The organism is Microbacterium sp. cx-59 (genome assembly GCF_020805625.1).
Lineage (GTDB): Bacteria > Actinomycetota > Actinomycetes > Actinomycetales > Microbacteriaceae > Microbacterium.
The window spans coordinates 374,974-398,110 of record NZ_JAJHGO010000007.1 but is presented as its reverse complement, the minus strand read 5'-3'; the positions used below and the strand labels follow the sequence as shown (position 1 = coordinate 398,110).

General features: G+C 70.3%; 20 protein-coding genes and 1 pseudogene. 8 read left to right on the top strand and 13 right to left on the bottom strand.

Features of this window, described 5'->3' with window-relative positions; translation table 11 throughout:
* Position 1 precedes the first annotated feature (1 nt).
* Positions 2 to 619: a PadR family transcriptional regulator gene (locus LMI96_RS09350; protein WP_228361305.1), complete on the bottom strand. Its 618-nt coding sequence runs from the start codon at positions 617 to 619 to the stop codon at positions 2 to 4.
* Positions 619 to 1,503, bottom strand: a complete 885-nt coding sequence (locus tag LMI96_RS09345; RefSeq protein WP_228361304.1) for a DUF4097 family beta strand repeat-containing protein — start codon at positions 1,501 to 1,503, stop codon at positions 619 to 621. Before LMI96_RS09345 ends, LMI96_RS09350 begins: the two co-directional genes overlap by 1 nt.
* 15 nt (positions 1,504 to 1,518) lie before the next feature.
* Here LMI96_RS09345 and LMI96_RS16420 point away from each other — a divergent pair.
* Together LMI96_RS16420 and LMI96_RS16415 are read left to right on the top strand one after the other, a co-directional pair.
* Positions 1,519 to 1,851: pseudogene (locus tag LMI96_RS16420) on the top strand (MerR family transcriptional regulator); the annotation flags it as partial.
* A 141-nt stretch (positions 1,852 to 1,992) separates the two neighbouring features.
* Positions 1,993 to 2,412: a TipAS antibiotic-recognition domain-containing protein gene (locus tag LMI96_RS16415; protein WP_374197921.1), complete on the top strand. Its 420-nt coding sequence runs from the start codon at positions 1,993 to 1,995 to the stop codon at positions 2,410 to 2,412.
* Positions 2,413 to 2,478: 66 nt separating this feature from the next.
* On the opposite strand, the gene LMI96_RS09335 is transcribed toward LMI96_RS16415, so the two are convergent.
* Entirely contained in the window at positions 2,479 to 2,643 is a 165-nt protein-coding gene (locus LMI96_RS09335) for a hypothetical protein (RefSeq protein WP_223722193.1), read from the bottom strand.
* 342 nt (positions 2,644 to 2,985) lie between these two features.
* On the opposite strand from LMI96_RS09335, the gene LMI96_RS09330 reads away from it, so the two are divergent.
* The 4 genes from LMI96_RS09330 (at position 2,986) to LMI96_RS09315 (ending at position 8,125) form a co-directional block, all read left to right on the top strand.
* Positions 2,986 to 3,948 (top strand): DNA topoisomerase IB, encoded by a 963-nt coding sequence (locus LMI96_RS09330; protein ID WP_228361302.1) that lies wholly within the window; start codon positions 2,986 to 2,988, stop codon positions 3,946 to 3,948.
* A 55-nt stretch (positions 3,949 to 4,003) separates the two neighbouring features.
* On the top strand, positions 4,004 to 4,420 hold the full coding sequence (locus LMI96_RS09325) for a CrcB family protein (protein WP_228361300.1): 417 nt from the start codon (positions 4,004 to 4,006) through the stop codon (positions 4,418 to 4,420).
* On the top strand, positions 4,417 to 4,785 hold the full coding sequence (locus LMI96_RS09320) for a CrcB family protein (RefSeq protein ID WP_228361299.1): 369 nt from the start codon (positions 4,417 to 4,419) through the stop codon (positions 4,783 to 4,785). Before LMI96_RS09325 ends, LMI96_RS09320 begins: the two co-directional genes overlap by 4 nt.
* A 157-nt stretch (positions 4,786 to 4,942) precedes the next feature.
* The gene (locus tag LMI96_RS09315; protein ID WP_228361297.1) at positions 4,943 to 8,125 is read left to right on the top strand and encodes an efflux RND transporter permease subunit; all 3,183 of its coding nucleotides are present in this window, start codon (positions 4,943 to 4,945) and stop codon (positions 8,123 to 8,125) included.
* 1,240 nt (positions 8,126 to 9,365) lie between these two features.
* On the opposite strand, the gene LMI96_RS09310 is transcribed toward LMI96_RS09315, so the two are convergent.
* Positions 9,366 to 10,271 carry an aldose 1-epimerase family protein gene (locus LMI96_RS09310; protein WP_228361296.1) on the bottom strand — a complete coding sequence of 302 codons (906 nt, stop codon included), beginning with the start codon at positions 10,269 to 10,271 and terminating at the stop codon, positions 9,366 to 9,368.
* A gap of 242 nt (positions 10,272 to 10,513) precedes the next feature.
* Here LMI96_RS09310 and LMI96_RS09305 point away from each other — a divergent pair, with 242 nt between their 5' ends.
* Positions 10,514 to 12,895, top strand: coding sequence for a DEAD/DEAH box helicase (locus tag LMI96_RS09305; protein ID WP_228361295.1), 2,382 nt, complete (start codon positions 10,514 to 10,516; stop codon positions 12,893 to 12,895).
* Between the two features lie 102 nt (positions 12,896 to 12,997).
* On the opposite strand, the gene LMI96_RS09300 is transcribed toward LMI96_RS09305, so the two are convergent.
* A complete protein-coding gene (locus tag LMI96_RS09300; protein ID WP_228361294.1) occupies positions 12,998 to 15,136 on the bottom strand; it encodes an intein-containing Rv2578c family radical SAM protein in 2,139 nt (712 codons plus the stop codon).
* A 120-nt stretch (positions 15,137 to 15,256) separates the two neighbouring features.
* Between LMI96_RS09300 and LMI96_RS16340 the strand changes: the two genes are divergently transcribed.
* Complete coding sequence (locus LMI96_RS16340; RefSeq protein ID WP_228361293.1) at positions 15,257 to 16,228, top strand: M15 family metallopeptidase; 972 nt, start codon at positions 15,257 to 15,259, stop codon at positions 16,226 to 16,228.
* Here the strand turns inward: LMI96_RS16340 and LMI96_RS09290 are convergent.
* The 8 genes from LMI96_RS09290 to LMI96_RS09255 form a co-directional block, all read right to left on the bottom strand.
* On the bottom strand, positions 16,216 to 16,767 hold the full coding sequence (locus LMI96_RS09290; protein WP_228361292.1) for an ECF transporter S component: 552 nt from the start codon (positions 16,765 to 16,767) through the stop codon (positions 16,216 to 16,218). The genes LMI96_RS16340 and LMI96_RS09290 overlap by 13 nt on opposite strands.
* Positions 16,764 to 17,633, bottom strand: a complete 870-nt coding sequence (locus tag LMI96_RS09285) for a siderophore-interacting protein (RefSeq protein WP_228361291.1) — start codon at positions 17,631 to 17,633, stop codon at positions 16,764 to 16,766. The genes LMI96_RS09290 and LMI96_RS09285 overlap by 4 nt, the downstream gene beginning before the upstream one ends.
* Positions 17,634 to 17,675: 42 nt before the next feature.
* The gene (locus LMI96_RS09280) at positions 17,676 to 18,482 is read right to left on the bottom strand and encodes an energy-coupling factor transporter transmembrane component T (RefSeq protein WP_228361290.1); all 807 of its coding nucleotides are present in this window, start codon (positions 18,480 to 18,482) and stop codon (positions 17,676 to 17,678) included.
* Positions 18,479 to 20,440, bottom strand: a complete 1,962-nt coding sequence (locus tag LMI96_RS09275; RefSeq protein WP_228361289.1) for an ABC transporter ATP-binding protein — start codon at positions 20,438 to 20,440, stop codon at positions 18,479 to 18,481. The genes LMI96_RS09280 and LMI96_RS09275 overlap by 4 nt, the downstream gene beginning before the upstream one ends.
* Positions 20,441 to 20,495: 55 nt before the next feature.
* A complete protein-coding gene (locus tag LMI96_RS09270; protein ID WP_228361288.1) occupies positions 20,496 to 21,104 on the bottom strand; it encodes a TetR/AcrR family transcriptional regulator in 609 nt (202 codons plus the stop codon).
* A complete protein-coding gene (locus tag LMI96_RS09265; RefSeq protein WP_223722208.1) occupies positions 21,101 to 21,652 on the bottom strand; it encodes an ECF transporter S component in 552 nt (183 codons plus the stop codon). Before LMI96_RS09265 ends, LMI96_RS09270 begins: the two co-directional genes overlap by 4 nt.
* A gap of 62 nt (positions 21,653 to 21,714) precedes the next feature.
* A complete protein-coding gene (locus LMI96_RS09260; RefSeq protein ID WP_228361287.1) occupies positions 21,715 to 22,704 on the bottom strand; it encodes a pirin family protein in 990 nt (329 codons plus the stop codon).
* On the bottom strand, positions 22,701 to 23,078 hold the full coding sequence (locus LMI96_RS09255; RefSeq protein ID WP_228361286.1) for a GNAT family N-acetyltransferase: 378 nt from the start codon (positions 23,076 to 23,078) through the stop codon (positions 22,701 to 22,703). The genes LMI96_RS09260 and LMI96_RS09255 overlap by 4 nt, the downstream gene beginning before the upstream one ends.
* Positions 23,079 to 23,137: the final 59 nt, after the last annotated feature.

Sequence of the window (23,137 nt, the reverse complement as noted above, 5' to 3'; positions counted from 1 at the left end):
CTCAGCGCAGGTCCGCGCTGAGCGCGCGGGCCGCCGCATCCAGCGATTCGCCGAGCGCGTCGACGGCGGATGCGGGAATCTCGCCGCCCCGCGCAACGTGCGTGCGAAGTTCCGCGCGCACCTGACTGCGGAACTCGCCCAGGAGCAGGTCGGCGCGGCGCAGTTGTTCGCGAGCGCGCGTGCGGGGGTCGTCGCCCTCGGTGCCACCCGTCTCATCGGCGGGCGGATTCTCCCGCTCGGAGCGGGCCGCGGCGGCGAGGTCTGCCCGGAGGCTCTTCATCGCCTCGCGGACGTTGCCTCGAACGGTGTCGGCGATCAGGCGCACCGAGTCGGCGAGTTCGGACTCGATGCCCTCGAGGTCACCGGCCCGAGCCGTGACCTCCGCGCGACCCGCGTCGGTGATCTCGTAGACCGTCTTTCGCCCATCGACCCGCTTGCTGACGAGTCCTTCTTCTTCGAGTTTCGACAGTCGCGGATAGATCGTGCCGGCGCTCGGTGTGTACGTGCCGCCCGTGCGATCGGCGAGTGCCTGCATGATGTCGTACCCGTGCCGCGGGCCCTCATCGAGAAGGTTCAGCAGGTAGAGCCGCAGGTCGCCGTGGGAGAAGACCGGGGTCATCAGAGCGCCTCCGCTCCGCCATCGGTCGTCTCGGATTCGGGGGCCGACACCGGCTCGGGTGCCGGCTCCGACGCGCGGCGGAGCACCGTGATGTCGCCGGAGACCGAGTTGGCGCGGATGTCGGCGAAGGTGCCGCTCAACTCGCCGATCGACCCGGTGAAGTTCGTGGTCGGGCCGGTTCCGCGCCCCGACTGCACGACGCCGTCGATGAGTACGGTGCCGGAGATGCTGCGGACGGCGTAGTTCGAGGGAAGGCCGCGGTCGAGGCGGACCGTGGTCTCGCCGCTCACGGTGTTGAGCGACGCCTTCTGCAGTGATCCGCTGGCGTCGACGAGCATGGCGCCGCCGACCGTGTCGATCGCGGCGCGGGTGATCGCACCGGTCGCCGCCACATCGCCCGAGACGCTGTTCGCGGTGACCGCGCCTTCGATGTTCCGCGCCTGCACGTCGCCGGAGACGGCGTTGACCACGAGGTCGCCGCGGAGTCCGTCGACGAGGACGTCACCGGAGACGGTGTTGACGCGCGCCTCGGCGTGCAGTTCCGACACGAGCGCGCTCGCGCTCACGACGCCGAGGGTCAGCGCGACGTCGCGGGGAACGGCGACGCTGATCTCCGCCTTGGGCCCGCCGGAGCCGAAGTTGCGGAACACCTCGAGGAAGTTGTCCCACCGCAGCTGCGGGTGGTCGATCTCGACCTTGCCGTCTTCTGCGGAGATGCGCAGATCTTTGATCGTCACGGAGTGCACTTCGATGCGCGCGCCCGGTTCGTCGTGCGCGACGATGTCGATCTGGCCGCCGACGAGTCCGACCTTGAGGGCGTGGACGTCCTCCAGGTCGATCACGCGCGTCTCGCCGGGGTGGATGAGCCACTTCTCGGGGTTCATGTCGTCCTCCTCAGGATGAATGTCGCGATATATCGCGTTCTGAAGATAACACGATATATCGCGTCTTGGAAGGGCGTGATTGACATTGAACCCGGGATCTTGACATTGACGTTGCGTCAACGCCTACCGTCGGAGAAGAGAGGAGACGACATGGAGTGGTCGATTCACGAAGTCGCCCGGATGTCGGGAACGACGAGCCGCACGCTGCGCCACTACGACGCGGTCGGGCTGTTGCGCCCGAGTCGCGTCGCGGACAACGGGTACCGGCAGTACGACGAGCGCGCGGTGCTGCGGTTGCAGCGCATCCTGCTGTTGCGGGAACTCGGCCTCGGGCTGGCCCGCATCCGCGCGGTACTCGATCTCGACGAATCGGAGACGACGGCGCTACGTCATCACCTGGATGCGCTGCGTCACGAGCAAGACCGAATCGGCCGGCAGATCGCCGCCGTGGAGAACACGATCGACGTGTGGGAGAAGAGGGGAGAAGTGATGGTGGAGAAGATGTTCGACGGGTTCGATCACACCCGTCACCAGCAGGAGGTCGAGGAGCGCTGGGGGACGGAAGCGGCCGTCCGCTCCGACGAGTGGTGGACCGGTCTCGACGCCACGGCGCGCACCACCTGGCAGCAGGATGCGGCCGACCTCAACGCGCAGTGGCGCGCCGCGGCGGAACGGCGCGCGGACCCGGCCGGCGACGAGGCGCGGGACCTGGCCCGGCGTCACATCGCGTGGCTGGAAGCAATCCCGGGGAAGCCCGCATCCGCATCCGACGGCGACACTGCCGCCTACGTGCGCGGTCTTGGCGAGCTGTACGTCGCAGACGCGCGGTTCGGGGCGAACTACGGCGGCGACGCGGGAGCGGCGTTCGTGAGAGACGCACTGAACGCGTATCTGGATGACCCGCGTTGAGCCAGAAAACGAAAGACGGATGCCGCGACCCCGAAGGGCCGCGGCATCCGTCTTCGTGACGAGGCGTCAGACGCGCTTGTTGCCGCTGATGACTCGGAAGAGGAAGGCGATCAGGGCGATCACGCCGACGATCAGCGCGACCCAGAGCAGCCAGTTGAGCGCAGAGCTCAGGCCGCCGACGATGGCCAGCACGATGGCGACGACGATGATGATGATGAGTGCAATGTTCATGGGTGACTCTCCTCGATGTTGTCGGACGCCCTCTCGGGGGGAGATCGCGTAGACGCCCGGATGCCGTTTTAGGCACGCTCCACGGTGTCATGGGGTCATCTCTCAGGTTGGGGGCTTGACGGATTTTGCGAACGGGTGATAGCGCGTAGTGCGCGGGAGAACCCTCTGTCAAGCCGCGGTCACGGGTCCGGAAGCGGGCCTATCGTCGGGCCCAGGCGGACGACGACCCGTCGCGGAAGGACCAGCCATGTCAGCATCCGGCCTCACCCGGCACTGCCTCACCCGGCACTGCCTCGAGCGGAAGGGCGAGCTCATCACCGCCCTTCGCGCGCGCTGATCGCGGTGGTTCGTCTCGTTCGCGTCGATCCGCGCGCAGATCCCGGCATTTCCCGCACCCGTGCGGGCAGCGGCTTCCGGTACACGGGCCCGGATGGCGACTCCGCATCCGCCGCCGACAAGGAGCGCATCACGGCGCTCGTGATCCCGCCGGCGTGGACCGACGTGTGGATCACGACCGAGGCGCACGGTCACATCCAGGCGGTGGGAACGGATGACGCCGGCCGCCGCCAGTACCTCTACCACCCGGATTGGTCGCAGCGCCGAGACAGGGGCAAATACGCCCGTGCGTTGGCGCTCGCCGAGTCGCTGCCCCGCGCGCGCGGACGCGTGACGGCCGCGCTGCGACGCGGAGACGAGTCCCGCGAGGCGGTGCTCGCGATCGCGTTCCGGATGCTGGATTCCGGCGCCATCCGCATCGGTTCACGGCAGTATCTCGCCCGGGGAGGCGGCCGCGGGCTCACGACGCTGCAGCGGCGGGACATCAGCATCGAAGCGGGCGTGGTGACGCTCGACTTTCCGGCGAAGAGCGGTGTGCGCGCGCACATCGAGCTCACCGATGAAGACCTCGCGGTCGCGCTCGAACCGCTCACCGGGGCGCGCTCGCGCTCGACCGTGCTCGCGTATCGCCGCGGACGCCGCCGCGTGCCACTCACCCCGGCCGATGTGAACGCCTACATCCGGGGTCTCACCGGCGGCGACTTCACCGCGAAGGACTTCCGGACCCTTCGCGGCACGATCGCGGCGGCCGACGCGCTCGCGCGCATCGGGCCCGTGGAGACGAAGCGGGCGCGGAAGATCAGCGAGCGCGAGGCCGTGAAAGCGACCGCGGCGACCCTCGGCAACACCCCGTCGGTGGCGCGCAGCAGCTACATCGACCCGCGGGTGTGGAAGGCGTACGGGAAGGGGCACCTGCTCGATCTCACGATCTCGCCCGAGACAGCCCTCCGCAACCTCGTCGAGGGCTGACGCCCGCGCGAGGTTTTCGTGCGGGGGGCCGCACCGGCCGAACTACTCTGGGCGCGTGGCATCTCGCAGCGGGTTCTCGTGGGCGCATCTGGGGCTCGTCGTGCTCGGCGGTGCGCTCGGCACGGCTGCACGCGCCGGGCTGCTCCTCATCGCGGTGCCGGAGTGGCAGACCCTTGTCGTGCCGGTGATCAACCTGCTCGGCGGGCTGCTGCTCGGTGTCCTCACCGGGTTGCTCGTGCGACACGGCGACACGTCGCGCGCGCGGGCGGCGCGGCAGTTCTTCGGCACCGGAGTGCTCGGCGGGTTCACGACCTACAGCACGTTCGCGCTGCAGGCGGCCGAGGGTGCCTCGCTCTGGCTGACCCTCGGCACCGCGGTTCTCGGGGTGGTCGCCGCGCTCGTCGGGCTGCGGCTCGCGCGCGGGCCGCATGGCGAGCCCCGCGGCAGCGCACGTGCGGCGGCGACCCCGTGAGCCCCGCCGTCTTCGTGCTCGTCGCGGTCGCCGGTGGCGTCGGGGCCGGGCTCCGGTACGTGCTCGACCTGTGGGTGACGTCGATCGCGGGCACGCGTTTCCCGTGGGGAACGCTCGTCATCAACGTCGTGGGCTCGTTCGCGCTCGGGCTGCTCGTGGGAACGGTGACGGATGCCGACATCCTCGCCGTCGTCGGCATCGGAATCCTCGGCGGGTTCACGACCTTCAGCTCCGTGGCCACCGCGAGCGCCGTGCTCTGGGACGAGCGGCGGAACACCGCATCCGTCGTCAACGCCCTGGGGACCCTGGTGCTCACGGTCGCTGCGGCCTCCGGCGGCCTCGCGCTCGCCGCGCTGCTCGTCTGACGTTCCGATGCCCTGACGCTCCGCCGTTCTTCCGCTCGGAACCGGAGATCGCGGCACCCCCGCGTGCGATACTTGGCTCGATACAGCCATGTATCGTGCCGCATCGCGGCGACGCCTCCTTCCCCCGGTTCGCGCCGGCCGTCACGAAAGCGCGCCCGTGTCTTCACTCGCCGTCCTGAGTCTCAAGAACCGCGCGCTGATCGCGCTCATCACGATCGTGGCGGCCATCTTCGGCTCGCTTGCTCTCGTGAACGCCAAGCAGGAACTCATCCCGTCGATCGAGCTTCCGGTGCTGTCGATCGTGACGACCTACCCGGGAGCCTCTCCCGACGTCGTGAACAACGACGTCTCGACGCCGATCGAAACCGCGATCCAGGGCGTTCCGGGGCTCGAGTCGACGACCGCCACGAGCACGACCAACGCGTCCATCATCCAGGCGTCGTTCACCTACGGCACTGATCTCGCGACCTCCGAGCAGAAGATCCTGCAGGCCATCAACCGCATCGAGTCGCAGCTGCCGGCCGATGTCGAGCCGAACGTGATCTCGGCGAGCATCGACGACTTCCCTGTAGTGCAGATCGCGGTCACCGGCTACGACGATGAAGCCGCCGCGCAGTCCGCCCTCGAATCGAGCGTGGTTCCCGAGCTCCAGGACGTCGACGGCGTCAACGCCGCGCAGATCGTCGGCGGCATCGGTGAGCGCATCACGATCACCCCCGATCAGGCGGCACTCGCCGAGCGCGGATTCACGCAGCAGGCGATCACCGACGCGCTCGATGCGAACGGCGTGCTGTTCCCGGGCGGCGAGATCACCCAGTCCGATCAGACCCTGACGGTGCAGACGGGCGCGAAGATCACCTCGGTCGACGAGCTCGCATCGCTGCCGCTCGTGCCGACGGATGCGGCGCAGTTCGGTGCGGGCGCCGTCACGATCGGCGACGTCGCGGCCGTGGCCGAGGTGGCCGACCCCGTCACGTCGATCTCCCGGGTCGACGGCGAAGCGGCGCTCACGATCGCGGTGACCAAGCTCCCGTCGGCCAACACGGTCGACGTGTCGCGCGGCATCCTGGACGTGCTGCCCACGCTCGAAGATGACGTGCCCGGCGCAACCTTCACCGTGGTCTTCGACCAGGCGCCGTTCATCCAGCAGTCGATCGAAGCGCTCGCTCAGGAGGGTCTGCTCGGCCTCGTCTTCGCGGTGCTCGTGATCCTGCTCTTCCTGCTCTCGGTGCGTTCCACGCTCGTGACCGCGATCTCGATTCCGACGAGCGTGCTGATCACGTTCATCGGCATCCAGGCCTTCGGGTACTCCCTCAACATCCTCACCCTCGGTGCCCTGACGATCGCCATCGGCCGCGTCGTGGACGACTCGATCGTCGTGATCGAGAACATCAAACGGCATTACGTGCAGGGCGCCGACAAGCTCGCCTCGATCCTGCTCGCCGTCCGGGAGGTGGCCGCGGCGATCACCGCGTCGACCCTGACGACCGTCGCCGTCTTCCTGCCGATCGCGTTCGTCGGAGACCTCACGGGCGAACTGTTCCGACCGTTCGCGCTGACCGTCACGATCGCGATGGTCTCGTCGCTCCTCGTGGCGCTGACCATCGTGCCCGTGCTGGCGTACTGGTTCCTGCGCCCCGGCAAGCCCGTCCTCGACGAGAACGGTGCGCAGATCGATCCGGAGGACCCGGCCGCGCCGCCGAGCCGGCTGCAGAAGGCGTACCTGCCGGCACTGCGGTGGACGCTCTCGCACGGCTTCATCACCCTGCTCCTCGCGGTCGTCGTGCTCGCCGGCACGCTCCTCGCCGTGCCGCTGATGAAGGTCAACTTCCTCGGCGACAGCGGTCAGAACACGCTCACCGTTACCCAGGAGCTGGCGCCGGCCGCGAGCCTCGACGCCGAAGACGCCGCCGCGCAGCGCGTCGAGCAGGCGCTCATCGACCTCGACGGCGTGCAGACCGTGCAGGTCTCGATCGGTTCGACCGGTTCGGCGCTGCGCGACGCGTTCAGCGGTGGGGGCGCCGGAGTCACCTACTCGATCACGACGGATGCGGACGCAGACCAGGCCGAGGTGCGCGCTGCGGTGCAGTCCGCGGTCGCCGACCTCGACGACGTCGGCACCATCACGGTCGCCGCGGCCGGCGGCGGATTCGGCTCGAGCGACATCGAGGTCGACGTCACCGCGCCCGATGCGAGCACGCTCCAGAACGCGACGGATGCGGTCGTCGCGTCGCTGCAGGCTCGCGACGGGCTCGGCCAGGTCTCGAGCAACCTCGCCGCATCGCTTCCGTACATCAGTGTCGCGGTCGATCGCGCGGCGGCCGCCGAGCGGGGCCTTTCCGAGGTCGCTGTCGGCGGGCTCGTCTCGAACACCATGCAGCCGCGCCAGATCGGCACGATCGAGGTCGATGAGACCGCGGTCACCGTCTACCTCGCGGCGTCGGCCACGCCGGCCACGATCGACGATCTCCGCGCCCTGCAGATCCCGACGGCGACCGGCCCGGTGCGGCTCGACGAGATCGCGACCGTCGACCAGACCGACGGCCCGACATCGATCACCACGGAGCGCGGCCAGCGCACCGCGACCGTGACGGTCACCCCGCAGAGCGACGACCTGAACGCCGCGTCGACGCTCGTGAACGAGGCGCTCGCCGACACCGACCTGCCGCAGGGCGCCGACGCATCCGTCGGCGGCGTGCTGACGCAGCAGCAGGACGGCTTCGCTCAGCTCGGCCTCGCCATGCTCGCCGCCATCCTCATCGTCTACATCATCATGGTGGCGACGTTCCGGTCGCTGCGTCAGCCGCTGCTGCTCCTCGTCTCGGTGCCGTTCGCGGCGACGGGCGCGATCCTGCTGCAGATCGTCAGCGGCATCCCGCTCGGCATCGCGTCGCTGATCGGTGTCATCATGCTGATCGGCATCGTGGTGACGAACGCCATCGTGCTCGTCGACCTGGTCAACCAGTACCGGGAGAAGGGCCTGAGTACGTTCGACGCGACGATCGCCGGCGGCTCACGGCGTCTGCGCCCGATCCTCATGACCGCTCTCGCAACGATCTTCGCCCTCACGCCGATGGCGCTCGGGATCACCGGTCACGGCGGGTTCATCTCCCAGCCGCTGGCGATCGTCGTTATCGGCGGGTTGGTGTCGTCGACCGTGCTGACCCTGCTCGTGCTGCCGACGCTGTACAACCTCGTCGAGGGCGCGCGCGAACGTCGCGCCGCGCGTCGAGACGAGGCTCCGGACGACGACGGCGGAGACGACGCGGAACCGCATGCTGCCCCGAGCGGACCTGCTCCGACGCGTCGAGCGCTCCGCTCGAAGGGGTCTGCGGCCTGACGTCCGACTCTCCCGCGCGCGGCGTCGCGCGGGGCGGTGTCGCGACGATCACCGTCTCGACACCGGCGTCGGCCTGCGTCGGGGCGACGGATGCGGGGGCGTCGACCGTTTCGATCGTGAACGTGTCGTCGGCTTCGGCAGAGACGACTTCAGCAACGTCGGCGACAACGGCTTGAGCAGAGGCGGCTTCGGCGACGACGGCTTCCGCGACGACGGCGTCGGCTACGACGGCTTCCGCAACGACGGCTTCCGCGCGGACGGGAATGGGCGCCGGGAGCACGGATGCGGGCGCCGCAGCGCGGGCAGCAGCGGCTTCGGCGAGCACGGCGTCGCGGCGCACGCAGAGCGTGAGGCATCCGAGGAAGATCCCCGACCAGCCGAAGATCGCCCCGAAGGCGATGACCTCGAACAGGGCGAGGTTGATCTGGCCGGTGACGAACACCCAGGCGCCCGCGAACACGCCCGCGAAGACGAGCACCGTCGCCAGCACCAGGCGGCGCGGCATCCGGTGCATCAGGAACGGGCTCGTTACGAGCAGGCCGGCGAACCCGAGCACCATGGCGGCGGCGACGCGGTCGTGCACGAATCCGTTGGAGTTGAGCGGGACGCAGCCCACGAGCGACAGGTTGACGCCCATGATCGAGTACATGATGCGCGTGGTGCGGGCGGCGCCGCGTCGGATGCGGCCGGGCGCGAGAGCGCGCAGCTCGCGCGCGACGGCGCCGGCGTAGATCACGACGAGGATTCCGCCGGCGATGAGCGCGCCGTTGAAGAACGCCGCTGATCCGTTCTTGAACGTGCCCAGCTGGCTGAAGTGCAGGTGCCACCAGACGGGGTCGGTGGTCGTGGCGATCGAGATCCCGATGCCGACGAGCATGGTCGTGCCGATCAGTACCGCGAGGCGGGAGGCTGATGCGGCGCGCAGACGCTCGACCCACGCCAGCGCCCCCGTGCGCTCTGGAGGAGTCGGCCCTGCCACCGCCACCGCGGGGAAGAATACGACGAAAGAAGAAACAGCAGAACGCATGCGGGTACCCTCCACCCAGACGGACACCGATAAACCGCCGGTGGAGTCGCGTGGATCCCCGCCCCGCACCGGATGACGAGCGCCAGACCCTGTATCCGGCGCGGCAGGAAGACTGCCGGTCTAAAGGTATCGGTCGCGGGTTAACGCTGACCCCGGCGTGTGTTACCTCTTGACGCAGGATTCCGGGTTTTCGGGGTCAATCAGGGCGTGCGCTCACGCGTGCAGCGTGATTCCCCACCGCAGATGCCAAGCCTCGCCGGGTTCGAGCCAGCGGAGGTCGCGCCCGGAGTTGAGTGAATCGGCCGGCGCCGTCATGGGCTCGATGGCCAGCGCGAGGTCGTGTCCGGGGTACCGGTCGGTCGTGAACAGCTGCAGGTACTCGAACCCCTCGCCCGCCCACAGCTCGACCCGCCGCCCGTCGGGGGCGTGCAGGATCGCACGAATGAGGCCATCCGCCCCGCGGGGGATTCCCGTGAATGCCGCGTCGAGAGCGAGGTCGCCGACCCGCCGCGGAACGCGGAGATCGTGCTCCTCGTCGAGGGGCTCCTCGGCGATCGGGAGGTTCCGCTCATCGAGGCGGAACCAGGACGCGGCATCCAGCTCGAGGCGAAGGTCGGCGGTCGCGGCGTCGGAGAAGCACAGATAGGGGTGGATGCCGACCGCCACGGGAGCAGCGGCCGCCCCCACGTTGACGATCTCGTGCTCGACCGCGATGCCCGCATCCGTCAGTGTGTAGGTCACCCGGGTCTCGAGGTGGAACGGGTACCCGGTCTGGGGAACGACAGCGGCCGCCAGCGTGACCGCATCCGCGGAGGTCGCGACCGGCCGGTACGGCGTGAACCGCAGCAGACCGTGCGAGGCGTTGCCGAACTTCGGCTCCGAGATGGCGAGCTGGTACGTCTGCCCGCGCTGGGTCCAGAGGCCATCGCGGATGCGGTTCGGCCAGGGAACGAGCACGACACCGGATGCGGCCGGTGTCGGCAGGTCGTCGGCGTATCGCGGCACGAGATCCACGTCGCCCACGCGCAGGGCACGGAGCGCGGCGCCCACTTGGGCGATCTCCGCAGACCCCCGCCCGGAACGGAGGGTGAAACGGTGACCGGTCGGATCGGCGCTCATGCGTTCAGCGTAGACGGCACGCGCTCGGCACTCTTCCAGGCCGGTGCGCTACTCTTGAGGGTCGGCTCTGGACACCGCGCATGTTGTGCGGATGGGTTTGTGAGTTCTAGGGGCCGATGGTGAGTGCCGATCGGCACACATGATCATCATCGATAATGGCCCCCGGATGACGGATGTCCCGGGTTATCCCCGCGTGCGCGCGGGTGCTGTTCTCGTTCGAGAGAACCCAGAAGGACACAGGCATGCCCAAGAACAAGAAGCCCGCCGGCGGACGACCGGCGAAGAACTTCGAGCCCCGCTACGGATCGAAGACCTCCTATCAGGACCGCAAGCGTCGCCCCGGCGAAGCATCCGCGGGAACCACCGGCTCCAAGAGCGCCGGCCACCGCGGCTACCGCGCGGAGGAAGCGACCGCCGAAGCTCCGAAGCGCCGCTGGACCGCATCCGACCGTGCCGGTCGCGACGAGTCGCGCAGCATCCGCACCACGGGCCGCGATGAGCGCCCCGCCCGCTCGTTCGACGACCGCCCCCAGCGCCGCGTCGCCGGGGAGCGTCCGGCCCGGTCGTTCGATGACCGCGCGCCCCGCACGTACGGCGATCGCCCGCAGCGTGATGACCGCGCGCCTCGTACCTACGGTGACCGTCCCGCTCGCGATGAGCGCGCTCCCCGCACGTACGGTGACCGGCCGCAGCGTGATGACCGTGCTCCTCGCACGTACGGCGATCGGCCGCAGCGTGATGACCGTGGTGCTCGCTCCTACGGTGACCGTCCCGCCCGTGACGACCGTGCGCCCCGCACGTACGGTGACCGCCCGCAGCGTGATGACCGTGCTCCTCGCACGTACGGCGATCGGCCGCAGCGTGATGACCGTGGTGCTCGCTCCTACGGTGACCGTCCGGCCCGTGACGACCGTGCGCCCCGCACGTACGGTGACCGGCCGCAGCGTGATGACCGTGGCGCTCGTTCCTACGGTGACCGTCCCGCCCGTGACGACCGCGCGCCCCGCACGTACGGTGACCGGCCGCAGCGTGACGACCGCGCGCCTCGCACGTACGGTGACCGCCCTCAGCGTGACGATCGCGCGCCTCGTACGTACAGCGACCGACCGCAGCGTGACGACCGTGCGCGCCGCGACGAGCGTCCGGCCCGCTCGAACAGCGACCGTCCGCAGCGCGACGAGCGTCCGGCCCGTTCTTCCCACGATCGCCCTCAGCGTTCCTTCTCGGACCGTCCGGCCCAGAGCGATCGTCCGCGCCGCACCTCCGACGAGCGTCCCGCACGCTCCTTCGATGACCGCGCGCCGCGCACCGATCGCCCCCGTCGCACTGACGGTCCGGGTCGATCGGACTGGAAGGCGACGCCGAAGGCGTACGACGCGCACGTCGACACCGTGCACGAGCGTCTCGAGGCCGAGTCGGTTGTGGCCGAGTCGGTCGAAGGCCAGGGCTTCGGTGAAATCGGTCTGGGCGATAACATCGTGAAGGCGCTCGCCGAGCTCGGCGCCGCATCCCCGTTCCCGATCCAGACCGCCACGATCCCGTCGATCCTCGAGGGTCGCGACGTTCTCGGGCGCGGACGCACCGGCTCCGGAAAGACCATCGCGTTCGGCGCGCCGCTCGTCGAGAACGTGCTGCGTTCGCAGAAGGGGAGCAAGCGCGAGTTCGGCCGCAAGCCGCGCGCGCTGATCCTCGCCCCCACGCGCGAGCTCGCCCTGCAGATCGACCGCACGGTGCAGCCCATCGCGCGAAGCGTGGGCCTGTTCACGACGCAGATCTACGGCGGTGTGCCGCAGGCGCGTCAGGTCGGAGCGCTCAAGAAGGGCGTCGACATCATCATCGGCACCCCCGGCCGCATCGAAGACCTGGTGAACCAGGGCAAGCTCGACCTCTCGCAGGTGCAGATCGCGGTCCTCGACGAGGCCGACCACATGGCCGAGCTCGGGTTCGTCGAGCCTGTTCAGCGGATCCTCCGCGAGACCGCCCCGAACAGCCAGAAGCTGCTGTTCTCCGCGACGCTCGACCGTGAGGTCGCCGCGCTCGTCGACGAGTTCCTGCGCGATCCCGCCGTGTACGAGGTTGCCGGGGAGACCCAGGAGTCCAGCACGATCGAGCACCGCGTGTTCGTGATCGACCACCGCGACAAGGCCGAAATGCTCACGTCGCTCGTCGACCGCGAGGGCAAGACGCTCGTCTTCGCTCGCACCCGCGCCTACGCCGAGATGCTCGCGGAGTCCTTCGAGGACGCCGGAATCGCCGCGGTCGCGCTGCACGGAGACCTCAACCAGGCCAAGCGCACGCGCAACCTGCAGCGCATGACCGACGGCAAGGTGCGCGTGCTCGTGGCCACCGACGTCGCGGCTCGCGGCATCCATGTCGACGACATCGACTTGGTCGTCCAGGCCGATGCGCCCGACGAGTTCAAGGCGTACCTGCATCGCTCGGGGCGTACCGGTCGCGCGGGTCGCTCGGGCACGGTCGTGACCCTGGTGACGCGTCAGCGTCGTCGGCGCATGACCGAGCTGCTCGGTCGCGCCGAGATCGACGCGCCGTTCGACGAGGTGCGCCTCGGCGACGACGTGATCGAAGAGGTCACCGGCCGCCAGCTCACCGACGTCACCAACTGACGCCGCACCACCCCTAGACCGCGAGACTGCAGTTTCGCGCCGAGACGTTGGGTTACACCCGCTGTCTCGGCGCGAGAATGCAGTCTCGCGGTTTTTCGCGCGTCAGAACAGGCGCGGCGGGGCGGCGGATGCGGATGCAGCAGCGGCGGCGGAAGCAGCGGCGGAGGCGAGGCCGCGGGAGGTCACGCGCACGGGCAGGGCTCCGGGCGGACCCCCGCCGGCGGGACGAGCGCGCACCGGCTCCTCCTCGTCGCGGCCGTCGAGGCCGTGGGCGCGGAGGAGCGGTCGCACCCGGCGCGCGAGCCACTGCCGGTACGCCTTCGGCGCGGCGGCGCTGACGCCCGGGTAGAGGCCGAGATAGCTCGACACGAGATGCGGATGCGTGCTCTCCAGCCACTGCATGAACCACGGCTTGACCCCCGCGCGCAGGTGCAGCGCCCCGTAGACGACGCGCACCGCGCCGGCATCCCGGATCCGGCGGAGGGCGTCGTCGAGCGCGGCGATCGAATCGGTGAGGTGCGGCAGCACCGGCATCAGGAAGACGGTGACGCGGAACCCCGCATCCGTCGCCGCGCGCACGGTGTCGAGCCGGGCCTGCGCGGACGGCGTGCCCGGCTCGATCTGCTTCTGCAGCTCGTCGTCGTACACCGCGATCGACATGGCGATGGAGATCGGCACGCGCGCGTGGGCCTTCTGCAGCAGCGGAAGATCGCGGCGCAGCAGAGTTCCTTTCGTGAGGATCGAGAAGGGGGTGTCCGACCCGGCGAGCGCCTCGATGATGCCCGGCATGAGCCGGTAGCGGCCCTCCGCGCGCTGGTACGGATCGGTGTTGGTGCCGAGCGCCACATGCTCACGGCCCCACGAGCCGCGGTGCAGCTCTCGCTCGAGCACCTCGGCCACATTCACCTTCACGACGACCTGCGAGTCGAAATCCCGCCCGGCGTCCAGGTCGAGATACGTGTGCGTGCCCCGGGCGAAGCAGTTGTGGCTCACCACACCGTTCGCCACGAAGTCGCCGGTGCCCGTCGTGATGTCGATGAGATCGTGCTCGGTGCCGAGGTCTTCGATGGACACGATGTGGAGGTCGGCAAAGGTCTTCACCGCCATGCCCTGCAGGCTGATCTTCCTCGTGATCGCCGGCAGCGTGAGGCGGAAGAAGCGGTCGCGCACCGGCAGGCCGCCCACGAGCCGGATCGTGCTCACGCCGTTCGGTCTGATCGGATCGTCTGCGTAGGGGAGATCGAGGGCCTGAAGGGCCTCGCGCGTGAGCGCCAGCAACTCCGGATCCTTGTTCGCTACGCGCACGATGCCGCGGGAACACGATCCTTCCGCGTCGAAGATGCCGGCCAGGAATCCTGTCTGCCACGACCGTGTGCGCGAGACCGGTGCCTGCGCGAGGGCTTCCACTCTCGCGACATCCGCGCCCCGCGCGGAGTGGAGAGCGGTCATCGCCTTGCGCGTCGCCGTCGCCGTCGCGAAAGGACGGACGAGTGTTGTCACACCCTCTGCGCTCAGGTACGCCCGGGACCGTGCGAGTGCTTCACCGTCGGCAAGGGCCAGACGGAAGCGGTGGATCGTGCGGCTCCGCCGCTCATCCACATAGGTCGCGTGGAAGAGCATCCCGTCGCCGCGCACCATTCCGCACAGGTAACCCCGGCGATAGTCGTCCTCGAGGGAAGCCGCCGGGGGAATGCCGCCGAGGCCGAAGCCCATCAGGCGACTCCGGGGTGTGAGGTGAGGGCGCCGAGCCGCGCCGGAGGTCGCACCGACGACGTGCTTCCACCCGCGCTCGGTGAGAAATCGGTGATCTCCGCTCGCGACGATCTCGGTTCCGTCGGCAAGGGTCACGCGATACGCCCGCTTCCGGGTGTCCCACTTCGCCATCACGGTCGTGGGGACGTAACGCCGGTATGCCCCCTGTTGCTCGGTGCCCATGACATCGTCGCCGATCCGGATGTCGCGGAGCGAGCGCTGACGGCCGTCGGCCATCAGGATCAATGTGTCGGGAGCCAGACAGTACACGCACGCATGACTGCATCCTCGATACGGGTTCACGGTCCAGTCGAACGGCATCGCCGACGAACCCGGCACGTGGTTCAGCGCCGAACGCGCCGCGACCTCGTGGAACGTCATCCCGGCGAACTCGGGCGTCGTCACAGAACGGACGAGACCCGACAACTGCTCCATTCCGGGCAGTGCCGCCGCATCCGACGCGTCTACCTGCTGCCCCTGCCATCGCATCCTCAGAGTAGAACAAAGAACCGATACTAAGTCAACCAGCGGGTATCCATACTCGTATATAAAACGGTTGCGGTCGCCGTGTCGGCCGCGATCGGGCGATGGGTGGACGACAATGGATCAGTGATCCGATCCGCCGACCCCGCGGCGGCCTCGACCCGTCGCGCTGCGCGAGTAGCGTCGGTGCGCGTGCGCCGTCGCCGCATCGTTGCGCTCTTCGCGGTCGTCGCCGTGGTGATCATTGCGGTCGCGATCGCGACGACGCGCGGCTCCGGAGGCGGCTCCGACCTGAGCGCCGTGGAGCCGGAATGGCCGGCGTCCGTCGACGCGATCCCCGCGCCGCAGTTCACGACCGTCGCCGCTGCGCCCTCGATCTGCGACGACCCTGCCGTCGCGGCCGCCGTCGCCGCGGGCGACGACGAGGCGGTCGTCATCGCGGCCGGTGGCGGCGCGGCGTTCCGCGAGGCCGTCGTCTCCGGCACCGCATCCGCCTGCGTCTCGCTCTCCGATCCGGCGCGGCGCTGGGTCGTGGTGAACAAGCAGCGTCCGCTCGATCCGCTCGACTACGTCCCCGGCAATCTGGTGCGCGTGCAGGGGCTGCAGACGATGAACTCCGGCATCCTGCGGCAGGATGCGGCGGAGGCACTGCAGGCCATGGCGAGCGCGATCGACCAGTCAGGCGTGGGGGCCATCGGGCAGCTGAGCGGATACCGCTCCTACGACGTGCAGGTCACGACCTACGCCGAGAACGTCGCGCGGGGAGGGCAGGCGGAGGCCGACATCTCGAGCGCCCGACCGGGCTTCAGCGAGCACCAGCTCGGCATCACGATGGATCTCATGCCGTGCGCGAACGGATGCGGCACCCTCGACGACTTCGGGGCGTCACCGGAAGGCCAGTGGGTCGCCGAGAACAGCTGGCAGTTCGGTTTCGTCGTCCGCTACGAGGAGGGGTACACCGGGATCACCGGGTACGAGGCCGAGCCGTGGCACCTGCGGTACCTCGGCCCCGAGCTCGCCCGCGCCTATCACGACGGCGGATGGCACACCCTCGAGGAGTTCTTCAACCTGCCCGCCGCGCCGGGTTACCCCGGCTGAGATTCCGCGGCGGTCCGCGGACGGTAGCGTGCGAGCCGCGCGACGCCCGCGCGATGCAACCGGTCGCCGACGAGCACGCCGAGTGCGGTGCCCGCGAGGCAGCTCGCGATCGTCAGCGCGAAGAACCCGATCTGCGCGCCCACCGGCATCGACCAGAGGTTGAACGAGACGGCCGCGAGGATCGGATACAGGATGCCGACGAGGAGTGCCCCGGCGTAATGCAGCCAGGTGGCCCAGTAGCGGTAGATCACGACGAGGAACGCGACCTCGGCGAAGAACGCCCACCACAGGCTGGTCGCGAGGTACGGGAAGGCGACGAGACCCGAGATGAGCCCGACGAGGATGCCGGCGAGCGGCCGGTGCAGCAGTCGCAGCGCCACCGTGGCGGGCAGGAGCCAGAGGCCCGCGATCGCGACCGAGATGAACGGAAAGACACCGAACAGCACGGTCGAGACAGCGGCGGCGCCCCAGAGCAGCACGCCCCCGGCCACGCCGATCGCGGCGCAGGTGAGCAGATAGACGGTCGATACGCGACTCATCGGGTTTCCTCTCCGGACGCAACGGTATGCGGATGCGGAGCCGCACCCTCGGGCCCCACTCGCCAGTAGCCGACGAAACCGATGGCGTCCTTCGGCACCCCGCGCTCGACGAGCGCGCGGCGACCCCCGGTTGCGAGCGCCTGCTCGCCCACCACGAACGCGTGCACGTCGGGTTGCGCGAGCGGCACGGTCCGCACCTCCGCGAGCGCCAGGGTCCCCGGAACCGTCTCGGCGTCGCGCACGAGCCACCGCACGTCGACGCCGGCGGGGCGGTCGAACTCCAGGGCGTCCTCGGCGCTCGGCACCTCGACGAGTGCGGTGCCGACCGCATCCGCCGGCAGGTTCGCGCAGATCCCCGCCACCGCGGGGAGCCCGGTCTCGTCCGCGACGAGCAGCACCCGGTCGAGGCCGAAGTCGGGGTGGAACGTGATGCCCTCATCGATGATGACGACGCTGTCGCCCGGCACCGCGGCGTGCGCCCACCGCGAGGCGGGGCCGGCGTCGGGCCCGGTGCCGTGCAGCACGAAATCGACGTCGAGCTCGGCGCCGCCGTCGGCCGACGCGGGTCGGTAGGCCCGCACCGTGTAGTTGCGCATCACCGGCCGCATCCCCTCCGGGATGCGGAGGAACTTCAGGTAGCCGATGAGCTTGTTGGCCTTCGCCGGAACCCGGTCGAGCCCCGCCTCACCGCCGACGGGCAGGAAGATCCGGAACCACTGGTCGAATCCCATCGGCGTGAACCGGTCGATGTCGCCCTCGCCGAGGGTGATCCGCATCCAGTGCGCAGACACCTGCCGGGTGCGGACGACACGGAGATGGAGCAGTTCTTGCACGGCGGGTTTGATGAGCCGACTCGAGCGGGCCATGGCGTCCTTTCGGGAACGGAGGGGTCTTGCGAGAGCCGGGGCTCAGGCGATGCCCCACGGGAAGAGAGAGAGGAAGATCGCGGCCGACGCCACCCAGAAGGCCAGCACGAACAGGGTGTCGCGGGTGCGGAACGGCACGTCGTAGCGTTCGGTGCGGTCGTCGTACGCGCCGAACGCGCGGGCATCCATCGCCAGCGCGACCCGCTCGGCGTGCCGGATCGCGCCGGCGAGCAGCGGAACGACGTACCCGAGTGCGCGTGCGGCTGCGGCGAACGGTCCGCGTCCGCCGTGGGCGCCGCGCACGCGATGCGCCTGCCGGATCAGGTCGAGCTCGTGCGCGAAGCGCGGCACGAATCGGAACGCGGCCAGGGCGGTATACCCGATCCGGTACGGCACGCGCAGCTGCTGCACCATCGCGCGGACGAGGTCGGCGCCGGTGGTCGTGAGCCCCGACAGCAGCGCGAGCGTGATGATGGCGCCGAGCCGGAGCGCCGTCGCGAAGCCGATCGAGAGCGCGCCGGCGAAGAGCTTCCACTCGCCGATCTGCAGCACCACCGGGGTCGTGTCGACCCGGGACGCATCGGCCCAGAGCGAGAACCCGCATCCGATGATCGCGATCCCCAGCGGCACGGCGAGCACCAGGATGCCGGCCAGCTGCGGCGTCCACCGAGCCCCCGCCAGCAGCACGGCGTACGCCAGCACGAGGAAGACGAGCGGCGTCGTGAGGTCGCGCACGAACACGAGCAGCACGGTCGCCGGGATCACGGCCGCGAGCTTCGCGAGCGGGTTGAGCGCGGACAGGAAACGCCCCGCGCGGGCGGGGGCGACAGTGTCGACCGCGACGCTCACGTGAAATCCCCCGGAAGGTCGGCCAGGCGCGTGGCGCGGGCGATCTGCGGATGCTGCGACAACCCGCGCACGGCGCGGCGGAGCGGCGGCACCCGGAGTCCCGCCCGTTCGATGAGGGCGACGTCGTCGAACACCGCGCCGGTCGGTCCGTGGGCCGCGATCCGGCCGTCCTCGACCAAGATCATCCGGTCCGCGTACTCGGACACGAGCTGCATGTCGTGGGTGACGACGATGATCGTGGTGCCGCCGCGGTTCAGTTCGGCGAGGAGACCCAGCAGCTCGTCGGCGCGCGCGCGGTCCTGCCCGAAGGTCGGCTCGTCGAGGGCCAGCACGGGCGCTCCCGCGACGAGCGCGGTTCCGACCGAGAGCCGGCGCTTCTGCCCGCCGGAGAGCAGGAACGGGTGGGCGTCGGCTTTGCCCTCGAGACCGAATCTCTCCAGGAGCGCGCTGGTGCGGGCGTGCACCTCGTCCTCCGAGAGGCGCAGGCGGCGTAGGCCGTGCGCGATCTCGTCGGCGACGGTGTGCGCGATGAACTGGTGCTCGGGATTCTGGAACACGAACCCGATTCGCGACGGCAGGGTGCGCGGATCGGTGCGCGAGACATCGATCCCGTCGACCCGCACCGATCCTCGCGGCGGCGGGATCACGCCGGCGATCGCCTGCAGGAGCGTCGTCTTCCCCGCGCCATTCGCGCCCACGATCGCGACGAACTCGCCGCGGACGACGTCGAGCGACACGTCGTGCAGCACCTCGACGCGCTCGCGGCGGCGTCCGCGGGTGAGGCTCAGCCCGCGGACCTGCACGACCGCATCCGTGGGTCGCGTCCGGTCGGAATCGGCCGGGGTCGTGCCCTGCTGCGGTGCGCTGACTGTCGCGCCCTGCGCGGGCCCGCTGACTGTCGCGCCCTGCGCCGGCCCGCTGAGAAGAGGGCCATCCGCCGAGAGGAGGGGGATTCGGCCCGAATCACCCTCATCCGGGCTGATCATCCTCGTCTCGGCGAGGGGTGCGGCGAGAGGCGCGGCGAGTGCCGTGGCGCCCAGCGCAGAGGCGGCGAGGGGCGGATGCTGCGCGAGCACCGCGCGGAGTTCCTCCGGCGTGAGCGGCAGCGGGTCGCACACGTACCCCGCTGTGCGCAGCCGCAGCGCCGCGAGCGCCGATGTCGGCAGCCACACGCCGAGGCGGTGCAGCTCCGCGGCCCGGCGCCGGAGCACATCGTCGACCGGTCCGTTCGCGACGGTGCGGCCGGCCTGGTCGAGAACGACGACGCGGTCGACGATGCCGACGACGGCGTCCAGGTTGTGTTCGATGAGCACGATCGACCGGTCGCCCTCCGCGACGAGCTCGGCGAGCGTCGCGTAAACCTCCTCGATGCCCTGCGGGTCGAGGTTCGCGGTGGGCTCGTCGAGCACGAGCAGCGGCGAGCCCATCGCCAGCGCGGCCGCGATCGCCAGCCGCTGCCGCCCGCCGCCCGACAGCACGTCCGGATTCTCGGCGCGCCGGTGCCAGAGCCCGACGCGGCGCAGCGACTCCTCGGCGCGGCGCAGCACCTCATCCGCCGGGAGACGCAGGTTCTCGGGGCCGAAGGCGACCTCGTCGAGGATCGTGCCCGTGACCAGCTGCGCGTCGGGATCCTGGAACACCATCGCGACGTGCGTGCTGAGCGTGGCGACCGTCGCCTCCGTCGTCGCGATGCCGGCGACCTCGACGGTGCCCGTCAGCTCCGCCGGGACGACGTGCGGGATCAACCCGTCGAGCGACAGCGCGAGCGTGGACTTTCCCGATCCGCTGGGCCCGAGCAGTAGCACGACCTCGCCGCGACCCACCTCGAAACTGACGGATGCGGGCGACGGATCGGTCGCGCCGTCGTGTGTGATGCCGACGTCGCGGAGGCGGAGGAGGGGCGCATCCGGGGTCGACTCGGTGCGACCTCGCGGAGGCGACGGATGCGGATCGGGCACAGGGATTCCCGGGAGGAGAGGGCGGGTGACCCCCTCAACTTAGCCGACCCTAACCTCAGTCGGAAGCGTGCGCGCGCGGCGGGAGTCCGGCGAGGAGTTCGCGGATGCCGACGCGATACGCATCCGACAGCACCGCCGCCGGCATTCCGCACAGCAGCGCGAACTGCAGGCCGCGCCACTGCGCGACGATGCGGGTCGCAGCGTTCTCGGCCGCGGTCTGCGGGTATCCCTCGGCGACGAGCACGTCGCGCACGAGCGCGACCCAGCCCGTGCCGAGCTCGCCGAGAAACTCCGCCCACTCGTCGGGGGCGCCGATCGCGACTCCGAACCGGTGGAAGAACATCACCAGGTACGGGCGGTTCGCCTCGTCGCCGATGTCGTCCCATGCCCGCAGCAGGCGGGCCTCCAGGGGCAGATCGTCGGCGCCGAGACGGTCGAAGACCGCCGCGAGGTGCGGAAAACGCTCGGACGCCCGCGCAGCCGCCGCTTGGAGCAGGCCGCCCTTGGAGCCGAAGTAGTACAGCAGCATCCGGTTGTTCGAACCGATCTGGCGCGCGATGCCCGAGAGGCTGTGGTCGAGCATCCCGTCGGCGAGGATCAGATCGGCGACGAGCCCCGCAAGGCGCCGCCGCTCGGGGGTGTCGGCGGTGGGCACGTCCGTCACCGCCGTCCGGTGCGGACGACGCCGGCGCGGCGAAGCCCCACGCCGAGCCGCAGACCGATCGCGGTCCAGGCGGCGGGCGCGAGCACGGCGACGACGAGGTACGCGACCTGCGCCCACGGTGCGTAGCTGGAGATGTGCGCCGCGAAGGCGACCGCGACCGCGATGACCACCCCGATGATGACCGCCGAGATGTAGAAACGCCACGTGGGCCAGGCGCGATAGCGGGTGAGCGCCGCGACGAGCTCCTGGATCCCGCCGAACAGGATGGCGGTGCCGAGGTAGCGGAGTGTCCACTGCGGGCTCGTCGCGCTCGCGACCAGAGCCGCCAGCACGTGGGTGAGAAGCGCGACCCAGGGAAGCCGCAGCACTTCCTGCGCGATGATGCCGGGCAGCACGTGCACCCCGAGAACCAACCCGTACGCGATCGGCACGGTCGAGAGCACGAAGAGCGTGGCCCAGCCGGCGATGCCACCGAGCAGGCCGGTCACGACACCGATCGCGGCGCAGATCAGCAGCACGCGGGTGGACATGACGACGGGACGGGCCACGGCTCCAGCGTACCGGCGGCGGCCGGGCCCCCGGACGCCCCGGGCCGGGAAAGACCGGTCGCTCAGAGGCGACGCCCGCGACGGCGCAGCCGCACCGCGGGCAGCGGCGGCGCCGGCACGCGTACATCGCCGTGATCGGCGACCCGACCGAAGCGCGCGGAGTGCGCCTCCCATTCCTCGCGGGCGGCGACGATCTCCTCGTGCGAGCGACCGACGAAGTTCCACCACATGACGATCTCGTCTTCGAACGGTTCGCCGCCGAGGAGGAAGAACGTCGCCCCGGATGCGGAGTGCGCCTCGATTCCGTCGCGCTGGATGCCGAGGTACAGCAACTGCATGTCGCCGACGGTCTCGGTGGTGTCCGCATCCGTCGTCACGCGCAGGTCGCCGTCGACGCCGACGATGGCGTACTCCCATTCCGGATGCAGCGGCACCCGCACACGCGACCCGGCGGGCACCCGCACCTCGGCCCCCACGAGGGGCGTGAACGCGCTCGCGGGCGACGTCGTGCCGGCGAACTCGCCCATCACGACGACCGCCTCGGCAGGCTCGCCCGTGACGGCGGGCAGGGTCAGTTGCGGCAGCGACGCGTGCTGCTCGAACGCGGGGGCACCGTGGCGTCGGGACTCGGGCAATGCCACCCACAGCTGCAGGGCATCGAGCGGGATCGGCTCGTCGGTCACGGAGTACTCGCTGTGCGAGATGCCCGCGCCGCTCGTCATGAGGTTCAGCGCACCGCGCGAGATGAGCACATCGCTGCCGAGCGAGTCGCGGTGACGCACGACGCCCTCGAACGGCCAGGTCACCGTCTGCAGGCCGATGTGCGGATGCGGCTCCACGCGCATGAGCGCGCGCTGCGGCCCGAAGCGGTCGAGGAAGCACCAGGCGCCGACCATCGGCAGGTCGCGCTGCGGGAGGGCCCGCCGCACGTCCATCGCGCGCACGCCGCCGAGCGGCACCTCGCGCGCCTCGAGCATGACCGAGCGGGGTCCGTCGCACTCCACGGCGGATTCGGTGGTCTCCTCGACCGGACCGGCATCGAGCCGCGTCATCGCTCGCCGCCGCCGCGGCTCGCGTCGGGCTCGTCGCCCGGGGGCGGCGGCTCCACTCCGGTGAGGCGACTCGAGGGCCAGGCGATGTCGAGGCCCGGCACGTGGTGGCCGCGCAGGTACTTCGCCACGAACGGGCACAGCGGTACGACGGTCTCACCGCGCGACGCGACATCCGCCATCGCCGCGGAGATGAGCCGGCTCCCGAGACCCTGCCCCGCATACGCCGGGTCCACCTGTGTGTGGGGGAACACGAGCCGCCCGCGCCGGTCGGGCTGGAACCGGGTGAACCCCGCGTCGCGACCGTCGACGCGGATCACGTACTGCCCCTCGGTATCCTCGCGGACCACCTGGATCGTCGGATCGTCCTCGCTCATGGCACATCCCCTCGTCGCTGCGTCCACGGTAACGGGCCAGCGGTGCCCGCGGGTCGCCG

Excerpts from the sequence above, each read along its gene's own strand:
- LMI96_RS09350 (WP_228361305.1), bottom strand. The coding sequence starts at position 619 with ATGACCCCGGTCTTCTCCCACGGCGACCTGCGGCTCTACCTGCTGAAC.
- LMI96_RS09345 (WP_228361304.1), bottom strand. The coding sequence starts at position 1,503 with ATGAACCCCGAGAAGTGGCTCATCCACCCCGGCGAGACGCGCGTGATC.
- LMI96_RS16415 (WP_374197921.1), top strand. The coding sequence starts at position 1,993 with ATGGTGGAGAAGATGTTCGACGGGTTCGATCACACCCGTCACCAGCAG.
- LMI96_RS09335 (WP_223722193.1), bottom strand. The coding sequence starts at position 2,643 with ATGAACATTGCACTCATCATCATCATCGTCGTCGCCATCGTGCTGGCC.
- LMI96_RS09310 (WP_228361296.1), bottom strand. The coding sequence starts at position 10,271 with ATGAGCGCCGATCCGACCGGTCACCGTTTCACCCTCCGTTCCGGGCGG.
- LMI96_RS09305 (WP_228361295.1), top strand. The coding sequence starts at position 10,514 with ATGCCCAAGAACAAGAAGCCCGCCGGCGGACGACCGGCGAAGAACTTC.
- LMI96_RS09300 (WP_228361294.1), bottom strand. The coding sequence starts at position 15,136 with ATGCGATGGCAGGGGCAGCAGGTAGACGCGTCGGATGCGGCGGCACTG.
- LMI96_RS09290 (WP_228361292.1), bottom strand. The coding sequence starts at position 16,767 with ATGAGTCGCGTATCGACCGTCTATCTGCTCACCTGCGCCGCGATCGGC.
- LMI96_RS09285 (WP_228361291.1), bottom strand. The coding sequence starts at position 17,633 with ATGGCCCGCTCGAGTCGGCTCATCAAACCCGCCGTGCAAGAACTGCTC.
- LMI96_RS09260 (WP_228361287.1), bottom strand. The coding sequence starts at position 22,704 with ATGACGCGGCTCGATGCCGGTCCGGTCGAGGAGACCACCGAATCCGCC.
- LMI96_RS09255 (WP_228361286.1), bottom strand. The coding sequence starts at position 23,078 with ATGAGCGAGGACGATCCGACGATCCAGGTGGTCCGCGAGGATACCGAG.